10 protein-coding genes and 2 riboswitches are annotated in these 20165 nt (G+C 61.5%); of the genes, 5 read left to right on the top strand and 5 right to left on the bottom strand.

Annotation, left to right across the window (positions count from 1 at the left end):
- Position 1 precedes the first annotated feature (1 nt).
- Positions 2 to 1072 carry a cobalamin biosynthesis protein CobW gene (cobW, locus tag JFU48_RS20445; protein WP_201137457.1) on the bottom strand — a complete coding sequence of 357 codons (1071 nt, stop codon included), beginning with the start codon at positions 1070 to 1072 and terminating at the stop codon, positions 2 to 4.
- Between the two features lie 98 nt (positions 1073 to 1170).
- A riboswitch (cobalamin riboswitch) is annotated at positions 1171 to 1383 on the bottom strand.
- A gap of 1017 nt (positions 1384 to 2400) precedes the next feature.
- A riboswitch (cobalamin riboswitch) is annotated at positions 2401 to 2621 on the top strand.
- Between the two features lie 122 nt (positions 2622 to 2743).
- Here cobW and JFU48_RS20440 point away from each other — a divergent pair.
- The 4 genes from JFU48_RS20440 to cobM all read left to right on the top strand — a co-directional run bounded on the left by JFU48_RS20440 (position 2744) and on the right by cobM (position 4889).
- Entirely contained in the window at positions 2744 to 2941 is a 198-nt protein-coding gene (locus JFU48_RS20440) for a CbtB domain-containing protein (RefSeq protein ID WP_003225486.1), read from the top strand.
- Positions 2942 to 2952: 11 nt separating this feature from the next.
- Positions 2953 to 3651 (top strand): CbtA family protein, encoded by a 699-nt coding sequence (locus JFU48_RS20435; RefSeq protein ID WP_003225489.1) that lies wholly within the window; start codon positions 2953 to 2955, stop codon positions 3649 to 3651.
- Positions 3648 to 4061 carry a cobalamin biosynthesis protein gene (locus JFU48_RS20430; protein WP_003225490.1) on the top strand — a complete coding sequence of 138 codons (414 nt, stop codon included), beginning with the start codon at positions 3648 to 3650 and terminating at the stop codon, positions 4059 to 4061. Before JFU48_RS20435 ends, JFU48_RS20430 begins: the two co-directional genes overlap by 4 nt.
- Before the next feature lie 81 nt (positions 4062 to 4142).
- Positions 4143 to 4889 (top strand): precorrin-4 C(11)-methyltransferase, encoded by a 747-nt coding sequence (gene cobM / locus JFU48_RS20425; protein WP_103484757.1) that lies wholly within the window; start codon positions 4143 to 4145, stop codon positions 4887 to 4889.
- A 173-nt stretch (positions 4890 to 5062) separates the two neighbouring features.
- Here the strand turns inward: cobM and nfuA are convergent, their stop codons facing one another.
- The 3 genes from nfuA to JFU48_RS20410 all read right to left on the bottom strand — a co-directional run bounded on the left by nfuA (position 5063) and on the right by JFU48_RS20410 (position 9194).
- Positions 5063 to 5647, bottom strand: coding sequence for a Fe-S biogenesis protein NfuA (nfuA, locus tag JFU48_RS20420; protein ID WP_003225494.1), 585 nt, complete (start codon positions 5645 to 5647; stop codon positions 5063 to 5065).
- Between the two features lie 57 nt (positions 5648 to 5704).
- On the bottom strand, positions 5705 to 6730 hold the full coding sequence (locus tag JFU48_RS20415) for an acyltransferase family protein (RefSeq protein ID WP_201137456.1): 1026 nt from the start codon (positions 6728 to 6730) through the stop codon (positions 5705 to 5707).
- 181 nt (positions 6731 to 6911) lie between these two features.
- The gene (locus tag JFU48_RS20410; protein WP_103520803.1) at positions 6912 to 9194 is read right to left on the bottom strand and encodes a fatty acid cis/trans isomerase; all 2283 of its coding nucleotides are present in this window, start codon (positions 9192 to 9194) and stop codon (positions 6912 to 6914) included.
- 155 nt (positions 9195 to 9349) lie between these two features.
- Here JFU48_RS20410 and metH point away from each other — a divergent pair, with 155 nt between their 5' ends.
- A complete protein-coding gene (gene metH / locus JFU48_RS20405; RefSeq protein WP_103520800.1) occupies positions 9350 to 13060 on the top strand; it encodes a methionine synthase in 3711 nt (1236 codons plus the stop codon).
- Between the two features lie 48 nt (positions 13061 to 13108).
- Here metH and JFU48_RS20400 read toward each other — a convergent pair whose 3' ends face one another.
- Positions 13109 to 20164, bottom strand: a complete 7056-nt coding sequence (locus tag JFU48_RS20400; protein ID WP_201137455.1) for an NEL-type E3 ubiquitin ligase domain-containing protein — start codon at positions 20162 to 20164, stop codon at positions 13109 to 13111.
- Position 20165 lies beyond the last annotated feature (1 nt).

Here is a 20165-nt window from a genome sequence, read left to right as displayed (position 1 = left end):
CTTAAACGCTGAGCGCGGCGCGCAGTTGCGCTTCGAGTTGCGCAGCGTCGAGTTCCTGACCGATCAGCACCAGACGGGTGACGCGCGCTTCGTCAGCGCCCCACTGGCGGTCGAAGTGCTTGTCGAAACGCGTGCCTACGCCTTGAATCAACAGGCGCATCGGCTTGTTCGGAATCGCCGCGAAGCCCTTCACGCGCAGGATGCCGTGCTTGACCACCAATTGCGTCAGCGCGTCGAGCAACAGGCTTTCGTCGGCCTGCGGCAGTTCGATCGAGATCGAATCGAAGGCGTCGTGATCGTGGTCATCGTGATCGTCATCACCGTCGTGGTGGTGGTCGTGATGGCTGTGGCGGCTGTCGATGTGCTCTTCAGAGCCGGCGCCGAGGCCGATCAGCACGTCCAGCGGCAGGCGACCGTTGCTGGCTTCGATGATTTTTACTGCGGGCGGCAGTTCTTCAGCGACTTCAGCGCGAACGCGAGCCAGATCTTCCGCGCTGGTCTGGTCGGCCTTGTTGAGGATCACCAGATCGGCGCTGGCCAGTTGGTCGGCGAACAGCTCATGAAGTGGCGATTCGTGATCGAGGTTCGGATCGAGTTTGCGCTGGGCATCGACCTGATCCGGGAACGCGGCGAAAGTGCCGGCGGCCACGGCCGGGCTGTCGACCACGGTGATCACCGCATCCACGGTGCAGGCACTGCGGATTTCCGGCCACTGGAAAGCTTGCACCAGCGGTTTTGGCAGGGCCAGACCGGACGTTTCGATCAGGATGTGGTCGAGATCACCGCGACGGGCGACCAGTTCACGCATCACCGGGAAGAACTCTTCCTGGACCGTGCAGCACAGGCAGCCGTTGGCCAGTTCATAGACGCGGCCGCTGGCTTCTTCTTCGGTGCAGCCGATGGTGCATTGCTTGAGGATTTCACCGTCGATGCCCAGCTCGCCGAACTCGTTGACGATCACCGCGATGCGACGGCCCTGAGCGTTGTCGAGCATGTGCCGCAGCAAGGTGGTTTTGCCCGAGCCGAGAAAACCGGTGACGATGGTGACGGGGAGTTTGGCCAGTGTTTTCATCGGATGCCCTTTGGCAAGGTGGCGGGCATACGGGACGAGATCCGCTGCGAACGTGCGCGCGGAAGAATTCGCCACCGGATCACCCCGCCCGGTTGTAGTGAGAAATCTGTCACGAGGCAGGTCTCCTGGCTGACGGTGTTCAGGCCTTGGGCCCGGCATTCGCTGCGCCTTCCCGCGGGCTCTGTGGATTGAGCTGGCAGTGGCGTGGCAACGAATTTCACCGTTCACAGTTGCGGGGGCAGCCGCGGCTTTGACCGCGTTCCCTTCTTAGCTTCGGCGTGGGCCGAAGAACCTCGAAAGCGCAAGGCTACGCATCGGGTGGTGACCGGTCAATGGTTGGTGGATTTTAGGATTGGGGGCATATCCGTTGCTGTGGTGACGGCCTCTTAGGGTTTCGCCCTTGCGGCGGTCACTTTTTCCAAGCGCCGGGTTTGGGGTTTGGGGTTTGGGGGGCATATCCGTTTCTTCGGGTGTTGCCTCTGGCGGTTTCGCTCTTACAGCGAGTCACCTTTTCCAGACGCCGAAGGTAACCCAAAAGGCTTTGCCCCGGCGTACGGCACTTCGCTGAGGCTCAGTGTTCCCTCGCTACGGTGCCCATCCGGGGGCATCGCCTCCGGTTTGCTTCGCTGCACCTCCTCTCGATGTATGCGGCTTCGCCGCATGGCGCTGCGCGCCTACCCCCCGGATGAACACCTACGCTCGGCCTGCCGAAGGGGCTGAAGATCAAAAGCCACATCAAAAGCCAAAGCCAAAGCCAAAGCCAAAGCGGATCAAAAGATCACAGCCTTCGGCAGTTCCTACATGGGATTGGGTGTATTCAGTTGGAGATTGGTCGGCTGACAGGCCGCCTTCGCGAGCAAGCCCGCTCCCACAGTTGGGCCGGGTGCATCCGCAAGAGATCGGTCGGCTGTCAGGCCGCCATCGCCAGCAGGCTGACTCCTACAATTTAGAAAGCGTGCACCCCATGCGGCAAAGCCGCCCCACTCAACACAATGAGCGTTAGCTCGAGTAAAGCTTTTGATCTCAGGGCCCGTCGGCAGGCTGAGTGGAGGGATTTATCCGGGGGTGGGAGCGCAGCGACCGTTTGGCGCAGCCAAACACAGCGAGAGGAGGTGCAGCGAAGCAAACCGTAGGCGCTGCCCCCCGGATGAATCCCGGAGCGAAGGAACCCGAGCCTAGGCGAGGGCCGAACGTCAGGGTAAAGCCTTTTTGGTTACTTTTTCGGCGTCTGGAAAAAGTGACCCGCCGTAAGGGCGGAACCTTAGGAGGCCGTTACCGCAGCACCGGATCCACCCACAAAATTGACTACATTCCCCAACCCATGCTCTCCTACACAACTTGTTACGGGTGCCCTTCACAGGGTGAAACGGGAAACCGGTGAATCATGTGCTTTACTCAAAGCCATGTCAGTCCGGTGCTGCCCCCGCAACGGTAAGCGAGCGAAGCGTCGAATCCACTGTGCCGTACGGCATGGGAAGGTGACGCTTGCAGGTCGGCCTGACGCCAACCCCTCGTGAGCCCGGAGACCGGCCCGCAACACACAGTGCGCATTTTGCGTCGCTGAACATAACAAACCCGCGGTGGGCGGGCGCTGTTCGAACCTCTGCGTGCCCGACTCGCAGGGGTTTTCATGCGCTCTATCGACCCGCTGACACTCCAGAGGGAAGCGCCATGTCAATCATCAGCAGCACCGGCAGCAACACCGACAAAATCTCCAGCACCGCCACGTTGAGCCAACGCCTGACCGCCGCGATCTTCGCGTCTATCCTGGGCGCCAGTCTGGTGTACTTCGCCGGCTTCTCGCACATCGAAGCGGTGCACAACGCCGCTCACGATACCCGCCACAGCGCCGCGTTCCCGTGCCACTGAGACCTGCCGACATGATCAAGCGTATTGCGCAAACCGCAGGCTTCACCGGTCTGCTGGCCGCCCTGCTGCTGACCCTGCTGCAAAGCTTCTGGGTCTCGCCACTGATTCTGCAGGCCGAAACCTTCGAGAAATCCGAACCGGTGGCCGTTCACGAACACGCCGCCGGCACAGCCGCACACACTCACGACGCCGAAGCCTGGGAGCCGGAAAACGGCTGGCAGCGCGTGGTCTCGACCACCGGCGGCAATCTGGTGGTGGCGGTCGGTTTCGCCCTGATGCTCGCGGGTCTATACACCCTGCGCGCACCGACCAAAACCTCGCAGGGCCTGCTCTGGGGCCTCGCCGGTTACGCGACCTTCGTCCTCGCGCCGACTCTGGGCCTGCCGCCTGAACTGCCAGGCACCGCTGCGGCCGATCTGGCTTCGCGGCAAACGTGGTGGATCGGCACCGCCGCCTCCACCGCTGTCGGCCTGGCCTTGATCGTGTTCAGCCGTCACTGGTTGATGAAGCTGCTGGGCGTGGCGATTCTTGCCGTGCCGCACGTGATTGGCGCACCGCAACCGGAAGTGCACTCGATGCTCGCCCCGGAAGCACTGGAAGCCCAGTTCAAAATCGCTTCGCAGTTGACCAACGTGGCGTTCTGGCTGGCCCTGGGCCTGATCAGCGCCTGGTTGTTCCGCCGCAAAAGCGCTGGTCAATACCACGCATGACCGATGACCGCGCAGCGCCGACCTTCGTGGTCGGCCTGGGCTGCCAGCGCGGCTGCCCGGCCAGTACGCTGCGCGCGTTACTCGATCAGGCATTACAGGCACATCGCATCGAACTCGAAGCGGTCAAGGCATTGGCCAGCATCGATTTGAAACGCGATGAGCCCGGTTTGCAGGAGCTGGCCGCGCAACTGGCCTTGCCGCTGTTGTATTTCAGCAGCGACGAATTGGCCAGTTACCAGCAGCGGCTAAGCCATCATTCACAGATCGCCTACGAGCGCACCGGTTGCTATGGCGTCGCGGAAAGTGCCGCGCTGGCCCTCGCCGAGCAGTTGATCCAGGCTCCGGCAAAACTGCTGATTTCCCGGCAGAAATACGCTCAGGCGACACTGGCATTGGCCGGCGCTGCGTAAAATCCCGATAATCCCCCTGTTTGATCATGAGCAATCTTCATCTGAAGCGTTGCCCTGCCCCGTTTTTCACAGGATTTCTTCATGACCGTCTACTTCATCGGCGCCGGCCCCGGCGACCCGGAATTGATCACTGTCAAAGGCCAGCGGCTGATCCGCAGTTGCCCGGTGATCATCTACGCAGGTTCGCTGGTCCCGGCCGCCGTGCTGGAGGGGCATCAGGCCGAAACCGTGGTCAACAGCGCCGAATTGCATCTGGAGCAGATCATTGAATTGATCAAATCCGCCCATGCCAAGGGCCAGGATGTGGCGCGGGTGCATTCGGGTGATCCAAGCCTGTATGGCGCGATTGGCGAGCAGATTCGTTATCTGCGCGAATTGCAGATTCCGTTCGAGATCATTCCCGGCGTGACGGCTACGGCTGCTTGCGCAGCGTTGCTGGGCGCGGAACTGACGCTGCCGGACGTTTCGCAGAGCGTGATTCTGACTCGTTACGCCGATAAAACTGCGATGCCGGCGGGTGAGGAACTGAGCAGTCTGGCGCAGCATGGCGCGACCATGGCGATTCACCTGGGGGTCAATCATCTGCAGAAGATCATTGGCGAACTGCTGCCACATTACGGCGCGGATTGCCCGATTGCGGTGATTCACCGGGCGACATGGCCGGATCAGGATTGGGTGGTGGGGACACTGGAGGATATTGCCGCGAAGGTGGAGGCCAAAGGGTTTCGGCGGACGGCGTTGATTCTGGTTGGACGGGTGTTGGGGAGTGAGGTGTTTGGCGAATCGTCGCTTTATCGCGCGGGGCATGCGCACCTGTACAGGCCCTGAAAGCAATTGTGGCGAGGGAGCTTGCTCCCGCCGGATCGCGGAGCGATCCCAAAACCGGACAACCCATTCATCACGGGTAAATGCATTGTCCGATTTGTGACTGCTTCGCAGTCAGGCGGGAGCAAGCTCCCTCGCCACAGCGCCGTTTTTCATGTTCGCAGTGAACACCTTACTCAGTAGTAGGCGTTTTCTTTCTGCGTGTGGTCGGTCACGTCGCGAACACCTTTGAGCTCTGGGATACGCTCGAGCAAGGTGCGTTCGATGCCTTCCTTCAGGGTCACGTCGGCCTGGCCGCAGCCTTGGCAGCCGCCGCCGAACTGCAGCACGGCGATGCCGTCCTCAACCACATCGATCAGGCTGACCTGACCGCCGTGGCTGGCCAGCCCCGGATTGATTTCGGTTTGCAGGTAGTAGTTGATGCGCTCGTTGACCGGACTGTCGGCGTTGACCATCGGTACTTTGGCATTTGGCGCCTTGATGGTCAGCTGGCCGCCCATGCGGTCGGTGGCGTAGTCGACGACGGCATCGTCGAGGAACGCTTCGCTGAACGAGTCGATGTAAGCGGTGAAGCTTTTCAGCCCCAGCGCGGTATCTTCAGGTTTTTCTTCGCCCGGCTTGCAGTAGGCAATGCAGGTTTCGGCGTACTGGGTGCCAGGCTGGGTGATGAAGACGCGGATGCCGATGCCCGGGGTGTTCTGCTTGGAGAGCAGATCGGCCAGGTAATCGTGGGCGGCGTCGGTAATGGTAATAGCGGTCATGGAAACTCCTCGCAGGCTTGGGCGCAGTTTACGCCAATCATCGCGCGGCACAAAGTCCTAGTATTTTTGTCGGGAAAGCTCGGTAGCCGATTGACCAACAGGTTCGCGATCAATCCGCGCTTTAAGCCACTGATAGCTGCGTTTTTCCACCCATTCGTAACTCAGCCACGAGCCCACACCGATAGCCAGAGCACAGATAACGAACATCAGATATGGGTTGATACCGTAGCGCCGCGCAATAAAACCACCCACCGACAGCACCAGTACGTGCATCAGGTACACCGAATAGGAACAGTCACCGAGCCATTTCATCACCCGGCTGCGCTCGACGTAGCGTTCCAGTGCGATACAGGACATCACCAGCACCGCGCTCGGCACGCCCCAGTTCAACAGCCTTGGCGCTGGCGCCAGGTGATAGATCGCCATCATCGCAGCACCAATCGCCACCAGCGGCAGCCACAGCCCCGCGCCGATCCAGCCCCGGCGATACAGCACGCCAATGCCGATCCCCAGCAAAAACTCGTAAACGATGTCCGAACGGTAGAACTCATTGAGCCAGCCGAACGCCTGGCACGCCGAAAACAGCAATGCGGCGACCACCAGCAAGCGCAGCTGCCAGCGGAACACCAGCGCGCATGCAAACAACACATAAAAGAACATTTCGTAGTTGAGCGTCCAGCCGACATTCAGCGTCGGATAAATCCCGTAGCCGCCGGGGTTTTGCGCAGGGATGAATAACAACGACGCGAGGAAATGCGCCCAATCCACTGTCTGATCCGGCAACATCGGCCGGGCGAACACCACCAGCAACGCCATCAGCAGCGTGTACAGCCAATACGCCGGGACAATGCGAAACAGCCGATAGAGCAGAAACCGCGCCGGGGGCAACGCTTTGCTTTCGGTAGACAGGAAGATCACCAGCCCGCTGATGACGAAGAAGATATCGACGCCGACTGCGCCTTTGTCGATGAAGAACTGCCCGACCGGGCCGCGCGCCTTGAAGTCGAAGAAAATCTGCATGAAGTGGTGGCAGACCACGGTCCACGCGGCAAGCGCCCGCAGGGCCTGCACTGAAATCAACATCGGCCGCTCCCGATCACAACTGCAAAAACACCACTTCACCCTGTGGGAGCGAGCCTGCTCGCGAAAGCGACGGCACGTTCAATGTATTCGGTGCCTGACACTCCGTCTTCGCGAGCAGGCTCGCTCCCACAGGGGAATTGTGTGTTACCTGTAGCTGTGACAGTCGGCCTGTATTAAACGATCAAAGATTCTCGTAGCGGTTCATGTCCAGCACGCCCTCTTCCACCGGATCGGTTTCGTGGAGGTATTGGCTCAGATCGTGGAAATAGAACCAGAACTGCGGATGACTGCGACGAATCCCCCAGCGTTCGACGATTTTCTCGAAGCGCTCGGCATCCTTGGCGGTTTCCATGGCATCGACAAACTCCGGTACTTGCTCGGCCGGAATGTTGAAGATGAAGTTCGGATAGCTGCTGAGCACGCCCGGATAGAGGGTCAAGGTGTCCAGCCCCGGTTGATAGCGCAGCGATTCCCCCAGCAGGAACGCCACGTTACTGTGCGCGCGATTGCGCAGCAGGCTGTACATCTCGCGTTTCCCGCTGCGGGTTTCGATGCGCAGCATGGTCGCTTCCGGCAACTGGTCGATGACCTTCAAACCGGCGGCCGGACGTGACGTCAGGCGACTCAGCGCCTGCTCGGCATTTTGCAGGGCCGGGTCGATATTCGGCCGCGAGCAGTAGGCGCCGTCACAGCGGTTGATCGGATCGGGCCGCGCATTCAGATCGCCGTAACGCGCCAGCAACTGCATGGCGAAGTCGTATTTCGGGTCCTTCGGATCGAGTTTCAGCGCGGTCGGCTTGTCGTCATCGATGGCTTCGTAGTCGAGCCACATCTTGAACTGGCCGCTGCTCTGATACCAATCGTCGAGGTAGTCCTCGCGGGAATCGGCCGGCATCAGGCGCAGGAAATTCTGTTCGGCGCCGTTGCGGATCAGGTCGAAATACAGGCGGGTCTGCGCCTGATGGGAAACGTTGCCGAACACATCGAAGTTGACCGCCAACTGGTAATAGGTGCGCTCCAGCAGCGGATAGTCGAACAGCCACATCGTCTGTGGCACTTCGCCGATCAGGCCTTTGGTCACCGAGGCGCTGTCGAAGTGACGGAAAATGCTCAGCAGCGCGTTGTCGTTGCCGGCCCACAGCGTCGACCAGCTCGGCGCCGGTAAATCGGCGTAGCTGTCGCGACGCAGCGCTTCGTACTGGTTTCGTTTGTCGCGGTAGTTGTGCCACAGACTCAGGACGCTGCCGACGTCATCGTTCTGACCTGGCATCGCCAGCAGCGGCGTGGCCTGGCCGCGATAGACCGGGTCGGTGATGTACAGGTCGTGTTCCGGCGCCTGGAACAGCGCCCAGAAGTTGTCGCGGATCACGTCCGTCGCAATCTGCCCACGGCACACCGGCCCACGAATGAAGGTGCGTACGAAGTATTCGGCGTTATCGAGCATGAACTGATAGCGCGCCTGCGCCGGAATCGCCTCAAAGGTGGCAAACGGGTTGGCCCGACTCTGCGGGCCGTAACCCGGCAACGCACTGACCTGCCAGTTGCCGCTGTAGAACAGGCTCTTGACCCGCGCCATCTTCGCCGCGCTCAGCGGATAGGTGATGTGGGTCTTGTGCACGATCACCCCTTGCACTGGCCACAAACGGTAGTAAACCTGAGTGCCCGGGTCGTCATTCGGGCGACGGGTGGCGATCAGGTCGATCGGCTGGCCGCTAGGCGTGCGCGAACGCACCCACTGGAAGTAATGCCCAGGCTCACCGTCCTTGAAATAGAGGTGCGCGAGGAACCAGTGTTCGAACAACCAACGCCCAACCAGACTTTCCCGCGCCCCCGGCTGGTTGAGCAGGTTTTCCCACTGGACGATTTGCAGCGCTTCTTTGGCGCTCGGCGCCAGACCTTGCTCGTCGATCGGCGCACCGGATGCCAGCCAGCGTTGCAGGGTCTGGTATTGCTGATCGGTCAGGCCGGTCACCGCCAGCGGCATGCCTTCTTTCGGGTGGGCGCCGGCATAGCCTTCAAACTCGGCGGGCATCGCACACATGTTTTCCCGTTGCAGGCCGAGGACGATGTCTTCCGGCAGTTTGGCGTTGGGCGTCAGCGGGGTTTTGTGACCCAGTTCCAGCATCCGCGCCATCAATGCGGCCTGACTGCCTTGCGCATCAAGTACCGAATAAAAGCCTTTCTGCTGCCAGGCACGTTTGCCGAAGGCGTCGTAGAACAATCGAGTGGTCGGCGCGGCTTGAGTACGCTCGCCATCGTAGACCGGCATCTTGCTCGCGCCCCGCCCTGCACCTTCGCCGCTGCCCAGATTGAGCTGGCAGGCAGAGTCGTAGCAGGCATGGCAGGCCACACACTTCTCGGTGAAGATTGGCTGAATATCTCGGGTATAAGAGATCGCGGGCTCTTGCGCAACGGCGCCGCAGCTTAAGAACAGCATGAAAATGCTGATGACGCGGTACGACATGCCCATGATCCCGATCGTGAAAAAAACGCCGCGATTCTACAGTATGACGCCCGTACCAACATGAGCGATATTCATGCAAAACCACCACACGCTCCAAAACCACACAGGTTTGTTATGATCCCGGCCCTTCGTCATGGTCTTTTCGAGTAGTCCCAATGTCCGATCGCAGCGTCCGTCTTCAAGCTCTCAAGCAAGCCCTCAAAGAGCGCATCCTGATTCTCGACGGCGGCATGGGCACGATGATCCAGAGCTACAAGCTCGAAGAACAGGATTATCGCGGCAAACGCTTCGCTGACTGGCCGAGTGACGTCAAGGGCAACAACGATCTGTTGGTGATCACTCGTCCGGACGTGATCGGCGGCATCGAAAAGGCTTATCTGGATGCCGGCGCCGACATTCTGGAAACCAACACCTTCAACGCCACGCGCATTTCCATGGCCGACTACGGCATGGAAGAGCTGGCGTACGAATTAAACGTAGAAGGCGCACGACTGGCGCGCAAGGTGGCTGACGCCAAGACCGCCGAGAACCCGGACAAGCCGCGCTTCGTCGCCGGCGTGCTCGGCCCTACCAGCCGCACCTGCTCGCTGTCGCCTGACGTGAACAACCCCGGCTACCGCAACGTCACCTTCGATGAACTGGTGGAGAACTACACCGAGGCCACCAAGGGCCTGATCGAGGGCGGCGTCGACCTGATCCTGATCGAAACCATCTTCGACACCCTCAACGCCAAAGCCGCGATCTTCGCTGTGCAAGGCGTGTTCGAAGAACTGCACATTGAACTGCCGATCATGATTTCCGGGACCATCACCGATGCGTCCGGTCGCACCCTCTCGGGCCAGACCACCGAAGCGTTCTGGAACTCGGTGGCGCACGCCAAGCCAATTTCGGTCGGCCTCAACTGCGCCCTCGGCGCCAGTGAACTGCGTCCATACCTGGAAGAGCTGTCGAACAAGGCCAGCACCCACGTTTCCGCGCACCCGAACGCCGGTCTGCCGAACGAATTCGGCGAGTACGACGAGTTGCCGGTGGACACCGCCAAGGTCATCGAAGAATTCGCCCAGAGCGGTTTCCTCAACATCGTCGGCGGTTGCTGCGGCACCACGCCGGGCCACATCGAAGCCATCGCCAAGGCCGTGGCGGGTTACGCACCGCGGCAGATTCCGGACATCCCCAAGGCCTGCCGCCTCTCGGGTCTGGAGCCGTTCACCATCGATCGCAGCTCGCTGTTCGTCAACGTCGGCGAGCGCACCAACATCACCGGTTCCGCCAAGTTCGCCCGTCTGATCCGTGAAGACAACTACACCGAAGCCCTGGAAGTCGCCCTGCAGCAGGTCGAGGCCGGCGCCCAGGTAATCGACATCAACATGGACGAAGGCATGCTCGATTCGAAGAAGGCCATGGTGACCTTCCTCAATCTGATCGCCGGTGAACCGGACATCTCGCGCGTCCCGATCATGATCGACTCCTCGAAATGGGAAGTGATCGAAGCCGGCCTCAAGTGCATTCAGGGCAAGGGCATCGTCAACTCGATCAGCATGAAAGAAGGCGTCGAGCAGTTCATCCATCACGCCAAACTGTGCAAGCGTTACGGCGCTGCAGTGGTGGTGATGGCGTTCGATGAAGCCGGCCAGGCCGACACCGAAGCGCGCAAGAAAGAAATCTGCAAACGCTCCTACGACATTCTGGTCAACGAAGTCGGCTTCCCGCCGGAAGACATCATCTTCGACCCGAACATCTTCGCCGTGGCTACCGGTATCGAAGAACACAACAACTACGCCGTGGACTTCATCAACGCCTGTGCGTACATCCGCGACGAGCTGCCGTATGCGCTGAGTTCCGGTGGCGTGTCCAACGTGTCGTTCTCGTTCCGTGGCAACAACCCGGTGCGCGAGGCGATCCACTCGGTGTTCCTGCTGTACGCGATCCGCGCCGGCCTGACCATGGGTATCGTCAACGCCGGTCAACTGGAGATCTACGACCAGATCCCGCAGGAGCTGCGTGACGCCGTCGAAGACGTGATCCTCAACCGCACGCCGGAAGGCACCGACGCCCTCCTCGCCATCGCCGACAAGTACAAGGGCGACGGCAGCGTCAAGGAAGCCGAAACCGAAGAGTGGCGCAGCTGGGAGGTCAACAAGCGTCTGGAGCATGCACTGGTCAAGGGCATCACCACCCACATCGTCGAAGACACCGAAGAGTCGCGCCAGTCGTTCGCCCGCCCGATCGAAGTGATCGAAGGCCCGCTGATGTCCGGCATGAACATCGTCGGCGACCTGTTCGGCGCCGGCAAAATGTTCCTGCCGCAGGTGGTGAAATCCGCACGCGTGATGAAACAGGCCGTAGCGCACCTGATTCCGTTCATCGAACTGGAAAAAGGCGACAAGCCGGAAGCCAAGGGCAAGATCCTGATGGCCACGGTCAAAGGCGACGTGCACGACATCGGCAAGAACATCGTCGGCGTGGTACTGGGCTGTAACGGCTATGACATCGTCGACCTCGGCGTGATGGTTCCGGCGGAGAAAATTCTCCAGGTCGCCAAGGAAGAAAAGTGCGACATCATCGGCCTGTCCGGGCTGATCACTCCGTCGCTCGACGAGATGGTCCACGTGGCCCGCGAGATGCAGCGTCAGGATTTCCATCTGCCGCTGATGATCGGTGGCGCGACCACCTCCAAGGCACACACCGCGGTGAAGATCGAGCCGAAGTACAGCAACGATGCGGTGGTCTACGTCACCGACGCCTCGCGTGCGGTTGGTGTGGCGACGCAGTTGCTGTCCAAGGAACTCAAGGCCGGCTTCGTCGAGAAGACCCGTCTGGAATACGTCGATGTGCGTGAGCGCACCGCCAACCGCAGCGCCCGTACCGAGCGTCTGAGCTACGCGGCGGCGATTGCCAAGAAGCCGCAGTTCGACTGGGCCAACTACTCGCCGGTCAAACCGACTTTCACCGGCACCCGGGTGCTGGACAACATCGACCTCAATGTTCTGGCCGAGTACATCGACTGGACGCCGTTCTTCATCTCCTGGGACTTGGCCGGCAAATTCCCGCGCATCCTTGAAGACGAAGTGGTCGGTGAAGCGGCCACCGCGCTGTACAAGGACGCGCGGGAAATGCTCACCAAGCTGATCGACGAGAAGCTGATCAGCGCCCGTGCGGTATTCGGTTTCTGGCCGGCCAATCAGGTGCATGACGACGACATCGAACTGTACGGCGATGACGGCAAGCCATTGGCACGCCTGCATCACCTGCGTCAGCAGATCATCAAGACCGACGGCAAACCGAACTTCTCGCTGGCCGACTTCGTCGCCCCGAAAGACAGCGAAGTGACCGACTACGTCGGTGGTTTCATCACCACCGCCGGCATCGGCGCCGAAGAAGTCGCCAAGGCCTATCAGGACGCTGGCGACGACTACAACTCGATCATGGTCAAGGCACTGGCCGACCGCTTGGCCGAAGCCTGCGCCGAGTGGCTGCACCAGCAAGTGCGCAAAGAGCACTGGGGTTACGCCAAGGACGAAGTGCTGGACAACGACGCGCTGATCAAAGAGCAGTACTCCGGTATCCGTCCGGCACCGGGTTATCCGGCCTGCCCGGATCACACCGAGAAGGCCACGCTGTTCACCCTGCTCGACCCCGAGGCCAGCGAAATGCGTGCCGGGCGCAGCGGCGTGTTCCTCACCGAACACTACGCGATGTTCCCGGCAGCCGCGGTCAGCGGTTGGTACTTCGCCCATCCGCAGGCGCAATATTTCGCCGTGGGCAAGGTCGACAAGGACCAGGTGCAGAGCTACACCTCGCGCAAAGGTCAGGAACTGAGCGTGACCGAGCGCTGGCTGGCGCCCAACCTCGGTTACGACGAGTGATCGGCCGGTCAATCCCCGGGGGTGCCGGGGATTGACCGTCACCACGCTTTACGCGCCTGACAACGACCTGGACGAGCCGGGCCTCGGTGCGGAGGCAGACGATTCGATCTGTTCGATCTCCTGTCGCGATAACTCGATGAGCCGGGCATTGCGCTCGGCCGCCTGGTCGAACAGCCTGCTCAGATACAGTGGATCGTCGACACTTAGCCCTTCATCTTCGCCCTCCTCCTGCCATTGCGCTTCATCGAGCTTGCTGAATGCTTCAGGCTGCTGCTCGCGCAGGTAGTCGAGCCAGTAGTCGCGCTGAATCAGGTCCTCCAGAAACCGCTCGGAGCGTTCGGCGTTGAGTATCTCGGCCCGGGCGTTGACCAGTTGCTGCGGGGTAACGCCGGACGCGAACGTCATGTTTTTCGGTTGTCCCGGCAATTCTAGCCCGTCGTCCCAACCCCCGGTCAGCCCGATGCGATAACCGAGGCGCACCTCTGCTTCGTCAAAACCGCTGCTGGCTGCGGCGCTGCGCGCCAGCTCATCGACTTTGTCCAGGCGGAACAGCTTGCGCGACAGCGCCAACAAGGCCTGCCCCCTGATACCCGGACGACCGGCCGGCAAATCGAGCAAGGCGTTATAGGTGAACACTTTGCTCTCCAGGCCGCTGAAGGTGAGGATCCGTCCGTCAACGCAGGTGCCATGGGTGGTGGAGCCGGCGAAGATGACCTCGCGCAGTTGCGTATTGCTGGCGGCGGCTTCCATGACCGTCCACACCCGTCGGGTCAGATCGGCATTGGCGATCCTGAATTCGCGGGTATCCTGCAGACGTTCGAGCAAATGAAAGAACGCCGCGCTGTCCGGCTCGGCCGCCAACTGGTCCCACAACTGGCCGCGAGTGACCATCTGTTCGGGTGCCAGGTTGGCCAGCCACGGGGCCCTCTGCTGGACATCCGCCGGTTCCGGCGGCAGGGTCTCGTCGGACTCGAAACTGTCGGTGGTTTCGCTCAGCCCGCCGGTGGCATCATCGACCATTTCCTCCAGCTCCGTAACCGAAAAACCCAGGACCTGCTGGTAGCCGGTGCGCGTCTGATACGCCCGGATCTGCTCCAGCGTCTGTGGCGAGAGGTTGTAGTTGTCGGTCAGGTCGGTGCCGCCGATCAGGTCATCATGGTCACCCTCGAGCGCTGACTCAGGAATCGTGGTGATGTCGTTACGACTCAGTACCAGCCTTCGCAGGTATTGCGCGTCGAGCGTACCGGCCGGCCATTCGGTCAGGTTGTTGCTGGCAAGATCAAGGCTCTCCAGGCGAGGCAGGAAACTGACATCGAATGCCTCGAAATTGTTGTAGCTCACATCCAGCCAGCGCAGATGTTCAAGACCGGACAACGCCTCGTACAGCGGCCCCGCGTCGTCGAACCCATTGCTGGAAAGCTCCAGCCATTCCAGCGCACTCATGTGCCGGACCGCTTCCGGCAACGTTGTCAGCTCATTGCCATTGAGCACCAGATTGCGTACTTGGCTAAACGCCGAAAGGAAATCGTTGGAACCCTCGGCCGTGAGCATCACACCTGTCAGGTTCAGGCGCTCGACGTGGGCAAAGTCCTGCGGCAGCCGGGGCAGATCGCCCAGTTGCAGCCCGTTGAGATGCAGCACAACCTCCGCCTGAGCCTGCGCGCCGGGCAATCGTGCCCGCCAGCAGGTGAGGATGCGCCAGGCCGCCAGGTTGCGGGTCTGCGACGAGATGGACCAGTCGGTTCCGCGGAAATTCCGGGTGTAGAGCCAGCCATTGAGGGTGCGCACCAGGGATTCGTAAGTCTCGCTCCAGCCGGCGATGCGTGCGCTGATCTGCGTATCCGCAAGCCCACTGCCGCGCAACTCTTCGATGGCCTGCAAGGCCTGCTCATCGGTCAGGGCCGGTTGTATCCGTTGCAGGCTTTCGATCATCCAGGCCTGCCCTTCACTGACAGACGCCTGTGCCAGCGGCAGCAGATGGCGGCTGATCGACAAACCATCCTCGGCCGGGGGAAAGACGTCAGGCACCGGCTCGTTGGCAAACGCCGCCAATGCGCCCACCGGCAAACCGACTTCCAGTTCGATGCGGTGCTGCGCTGCTCGCAGCGCCTCGGACGCTTGCGCCGTCAACGGTGCACCGGTCAGATTGGTATGGATCAACGCATGGCTTTCGAGCAGGGTCGGCGGCAGCGCGGTGATCTGACTGTTGCGCAGATCGACCCAGGATAACTGCGGCAAATCCTCGGCGCCCGTCGGCCAGTTTTGTATCCGCGTGTCGCGCAGACTCAGGGCCTTCAGGCGCCCCAACCGACCGACGTTCAAGTCGGTCAGTGGGTTGTCGTGCAGGTCCAGGTATTCGAGGGCGGGCAAGGCCTCCAGTGTTTTTTGCACCTGCAAGGTGTCGCTCAACCGGTTTGCGGAGAAATCCAGCCGCGACAGCCTGGCCAGCCGCTCTGGCTGCAATGGCAACGCCTCCAGCGAGTTGTCACTCAGGTCGAGAGTCTTGAGCTCGTCGAACGCGCTGACGAAGCTGCGCATCTGCGCCGCGCCCACACGCAGGCCCTGCAGCAGCAAGCTGCGCACATGGCTGAATGCCTCGGCAGGCAACGGGGGTAGATCGCTGAGCATCAGTCCCGACAAATCCAGGGTCGAGGCGGAAACCGTCGAGCCATAGCGTTTGAACAGGCCTTTGCGCCAACTGGTCCGGATGACATGGGCCGCATTGGAACGGCCGATGATCTCCTTGAGTGATTCCTGCGACACCACCACTTGCTGTTGCCAGTCATTGAGGTCGCGATCCAGCGTTGCGTATTGCTCGCTCAAGGCGTCGATGGCGCTGACACGCTGCGGTTCGTCCGGCCAGCGTTCAAAGAAACGGTTGATCACCTGCTCCGGCGACGTGCTCGTACCCTCGCCCAAACGACGCAGTTCACCTTTGCAGTAATCCCTGACCATCGCCTCTCGATCAATGAGGTGTTCGGGATGGCTTTTCACGTATTCGTACGCAACCTTGAAGTTTTCCCGGGAAAACCTCGACCAGTCGAGGGACAGTCCCGACCAGAGTTTCTCGTGCCCTTCAAGCAACTCCGCTGGCAGCGTGCTGATGCCCGTGTCGCTGAGATTCAGCCGTTCCAGATTGGGCAACTGCAGGGTGCCGGCGGGCCACTCGAGCAAGCCGTGTGTATTGATTTCCAATTGGCGCAAATTACGCAGCGCGCTGAAGTCAAAAGCAATCGCCTGATAGCTGGACGCACACACCGTCAGTGCCTGCAACTGGGTCAGCTGGCTCAACCGCACCGGCATGTCGGCGGCGAACGGCATCGCGCTGTAGAGGGTCAATTCTCGCAGTTCAGGCATTGCGCTCAAGGCAGCCGGTACGTTGCTGAACGTTTCGCTGGTGGCATTGATGCGCAGACTTCTGACCTGCGTGAAGCTGGCGAGCAGCGCATCGGCATTGCCATCGGTGATGCACCGCCCGCGAATACTCAAGTCACGGACGTGGGAGAAATCTGCGGTTAATGCGGGCAATTGCTCGTCGCAGGCCAGGTCGAGTCGCCCGCCCCCCGGCTGGATGTCCGCCAGAGGCGCGTTGCGCCAGCTCTGCTTGAGATTGCGCACGACACTGGACTTTCCGCCCATGATTGCCGGCGCGTCCATCAGCGCTTCCGTGCCCTCCCATTGGTCAAGCGTTGATTCAAGCTCAGTCCATTCACGCGTGCGCCGTTGCAACAGCTCATAAATCTGCGCATCGCTCTTGCCCAGCGACAGTTGCTTGAGGATAAAAGCGCCGGCCTGTTGATCGGTCAGCGCCGGATAGAGGTCCTGCACCCGGCTCACCAGCAGCGGATTGACGCCCAGTCCACGACCGCTGGCGTAATAGCCCGGCCCATGCCGAGGCACGCGCACCGGCGGTTTGAACACTTTGCTTGTGCCTTGGCGTTTGGCCGCCAGCCGTACCAGTTCGCTGCGGTGCTGCATGACATGCTCGATCACCGCCCGACGCAGGTCGAGGCTGGCGGAGACATCGGCAAACCCCAGTGACTGCCGGGATTGATCAGGCAATGCATGCATGATCGAAGCGAAGAAATTGTCGCCGTGACGCGGCACGCTGTTGAGGGGTTCGCCGCGCTCGTCGAACGCCTGATAGACCGACCCGCGCTTGACCAGGTATTTGGTCTGCCCGGCGCTTTCGCTGCCAATGCTGTCGAGCAACGGCCCCTGGAAACTGCCCTCGCGCACCTCCAGCCGCACATCATCGCGCCAGCCGCGCAGCCTTTGCAGCGCGCGCAGGGCCAGCCACTGGCGTTCGCCGGTGGCCATGTTTTCCATGTGCAAACCCGCCACCGCGTGATCGAAGCGGCGCTGGCGCGCGTACTCGCGTGATTCCTCCAGCAGCCGCAACGGCACGCGTTTGCCGGTTTGCAGGCGGCCCAGTTCTTCGGCGTTGGCGTTGAGCAACACCCGAGCCGCGGCAGAGCTGCCCAAGCCGGGGGTCGCGGTCTGCAGCCTGGCGATGCGCGGATCCTGCAGTTGCGGCTCGGCATACAGCTGTTCGAACATCGCCGGCTGGCGGTTTTTCATGTGCTCGGCCAACTGTTTTCGCAACTCGGCCGGGCGCGATTCGACGACGCGGGCGGGCTCCCTTCCGAGCATCCACTGGATCTCCGGCTCGTCCAGCGCCGCCAGGATCCGCGCAGGCAACTGCCCTTCAAGCACATCGGCGCGCGACACGCGGATCGGTGCCTTGAGACGTTCACCCGGCAACAGCGACGCACCATACCGCACGCGCGCCCCGCTCAGCCCGGGTCCGTCGAAAACCTCCAGCACCCGTCCGCTCGGCCAGCGCGGCATCTCGCCCAGCAATGGCAGCGTCAGCAGATACTGTTCGTCGAGTGGCAAGCCTTGCTCAACCTGATCGATGATCCGCCCCGTGGCCTGATCGGCTGCGTACAGGCGCAACGTGTCGGCCAGTGCCAGCGGCGCAGGCTGGTGCTCCAGGTGCGTCTGGCGCAGCGCGTCGTCGCTGACGCCGCTGACATCGGCAATCTCCAGCAACTGCTGGTCGGAAAAGGCCTCCGTCGAGTGTCCGAGACGCCTGAGCATCGTCAGTCGATCCCAGGTCAGCGGGCGCTCCAGCGTATGTCGCCACGCGCCGAGGCGGTTGTGCTGCAGGATCGGTTGATAGGCGGTGAGATCGCTCGGGTGCAGAATGCGCCACTTCTGCAGGCTTTCGTCGTACTGCGTGCGGTACACCTTGCCCTCCCGGCGAATCCAGGTTTCGCCGTTCAGGCGATACAGGCCCTGCGCATCGGGGCCGGTTGCCGCGTCCAGATTGACCGGGCTCTCATAGGCCGTCAGGTCGGGCTGCCACAGACGGGTCTTGCCGTCGGGACATTCGACCGGTTCCAGCGCCTCGATCAGCGGCTCGGGCTTGACTGCATTCAATTTGCCGAAGGCTTTGCCCACGCCGCCCATGACCCCGATCAGCGCGAGGTTCTGCGCCACATCGACCAGGTGCGCCTTGGCGGCCTGACGATCACCTTCGGACCACTCGACCACGCCTTCAAGCGATTCGTAGAGCAGTTCCCCGGCCATCACCGTCATCATCACCTCGCCCAGCACCGGCACGAACATCGACACCATGTTCAGGGCGAACATGCCCAGCTCCAGCAGATGGTTGAGCTTTCGCGCACGGGCCTTGGCATCCGCATCGGCGGTCGGCACCGCATGCGCCCGAGCATCGGCGATGAATCGGGCGCGATGCTGTTCGTACAGGTAAGCCCACAAATCGCTGTTTTCCGCCCAGAGCCCGGCCGAGCCCTGGTGCGTGACATCCACCGGATTGAGGTAAGGATCCTCCTGCGGCTCGCGTTGGCCCTGACGCTCGGGCGGCAGTTCCTTGATCCGCGCGACCACAGAAAACGGCGGGATCAACTGCGCGACTTTCACCCACACCGAATGCAGCGGATCCACTGGTGTGGTCGCGGCCGGTCGGGTGAACTGACTGAAATAGTACGGGCGATCGGCATACGCCACGAACTGGCTGAAGAACCGCTGGTAGGCGGTTGTATCGCCTGGCGGCGCCGCCGGATCCCTCGCCGTGAACCGGCGTTTGAGCATTGCGTTCAACTGCGTGAAGTTGCAGCGTTTGAGCGGCTGCTCCGGATCGTGGGGGATGTAGACAATGAAATCATCGGTGTAGCGATAGCGCTCACAGATGCTGAACACCACGCAGCCGGTCATCCGCCGTTTCATCAGGCCCAGGTCGCGGAACCACACCGGTTTGTTGCGCAATTGCGGACGCATTTCGCCGGCGACAACCGACAGGAGCATGCGATAGTCGTCGGCTTCGATGTCCTTTTTCAGCAGGGCCAGTTCGGCTGCGGCGCGCAAGGCGTCTTTCTGGCTGTCGATGAACTGTTCGCGCAGTGCCGGCGTATCGTTGAAAAAGCTGTTCACCCGGGTCTGGTACAACGCTCCGATGTCCAGCGAGCGGCACAGCGCCAGAAACTGACGCACCGTGATGCCGGGAGTGACCACCTGGAACGTGCCGGCAGTCGCGGTCTCGACGACGAACCCCGAGGCGCGATGATAGGCCCCCTCCTCGCACTCCCAGGCCTCGAAGTTGTGCAACGCTGCCTGCAGCAGCGACAGCTTGAGAACCTCGAAAGTGGAGACTTCCACTTCGAGCACGCCGAGTTCCAGCGGACGCCGCAGGCACAGCAATGTCTTGTTGACGTCGACCTCGACGTTGAATTGCGCCTTGAGCGCCTTGACCAGCAGCGCCTGGGCAAAAGCCTCGATGCCCTCCAGGCCCGCCATGGTCTGGTCCAGTCGGGTCTGGGCGCGAAACCCGGCCGTGACCTGCTCGGTCAAGCCCTGCTGCTGTGCAGCGGACAACGCCTGATGCCAGGCCGGCATCCGCGTGGGGGCTTGTTTCAAGGCCGCACGCCGGGCCGGTGTGGCGTCGACCAGCCAGTCGGGAATCGTCTGTTCCAGCAACGGACCATGCAGGCTTGGGCCGGTTCGAGTCGGCGCACTTGCACCGGGCAGATTGCGCGGGGCGCGTGTTTCGACGGGCAACGTCGGGAGTTGAGTGGACATC

The sequence above is a fragment of the Pseudomonas sp. TH49 genome (assembly GCF_016650625.1).
In the GTDB taxonomy this organism is placed as follows: Bacteria; Pseudomonadota; Gammaproteobacteria; order Pseudomonadales; family Pseudomonadaceae; genus Aquipseudomonas; species Aquipseudomonas fluorescens_H.
This window is presented reverse-complemented; position numbering and strand designations above follow the sequence as displayed.

Coding starts and splice junctions, on each gene's coding strand:
- cobW (WP_201137457.1), bottom strand. CDS start 1,072: ATGAAAACACTGGCCAAACTCCCCGTCACCATCGTCACCGGTTTTCTC.
- JFU48_RS20440 (WP_003225486.1), top strand. CDS start 2,744: ATGTCAATCATCAGCAGCACCGGCAGCAACACCGACAAAATCTCCAGC.
- JFU48_RS20435 (WP_003225489.1), top strand. CDS start 2,953: ATGATCAAGCGTATTGCGCAAACCGCAGGCTTCACCGGTCTGCTGGCC.
- JFU48_RS20430 (WP_003225490.1), top strand. CDS start 3,648: ATGACCGATGACCGCGCAGCGCCGACCTTCGTGGTCGGCCTGGGCTGC.
- cobM (WP_103484757.1), top strand. CDS start 4,143: ATGACCGTCTACTTCATCGGCGCCGGCCCCGGCGACCCGGAATTGATC.
- nfuA (WP_003225494.1), bottom strand. CDS start 5,647: ATGACCGCTATTACCATTACCGACGCCGCCCACGATTACCTGGCCGAT.
- JFU48_RS20415 (WP_201137456.1), bottom strand. CDS start 6,730: ATGTTGATTTCAGTGCAGGCCCTGCGGGCGCTTGCCGCGTGGACCGTG.
- JFU48_RS20410 (WP_103520803.1), bottom strand. CDS start 9,194: ATGTCGTACCGCGTCATCAGCATTTTCATGCTGTTCTTAAGCTGCGGC.
- metH (WP_103520800.1), top strand. CDS start 9,350: ATGTCCGATCGCAGCGTCCGTCTTCAAGCTCTCAAGCAAGCCCTCAAA.
- JFU48_RS20400 (WP_201137455.1), bottom strand. CDS start 20,164: ATGTCCACTCAACTCCCGACGTTGCCCGTCGAAACACGCGCCCCGCGC.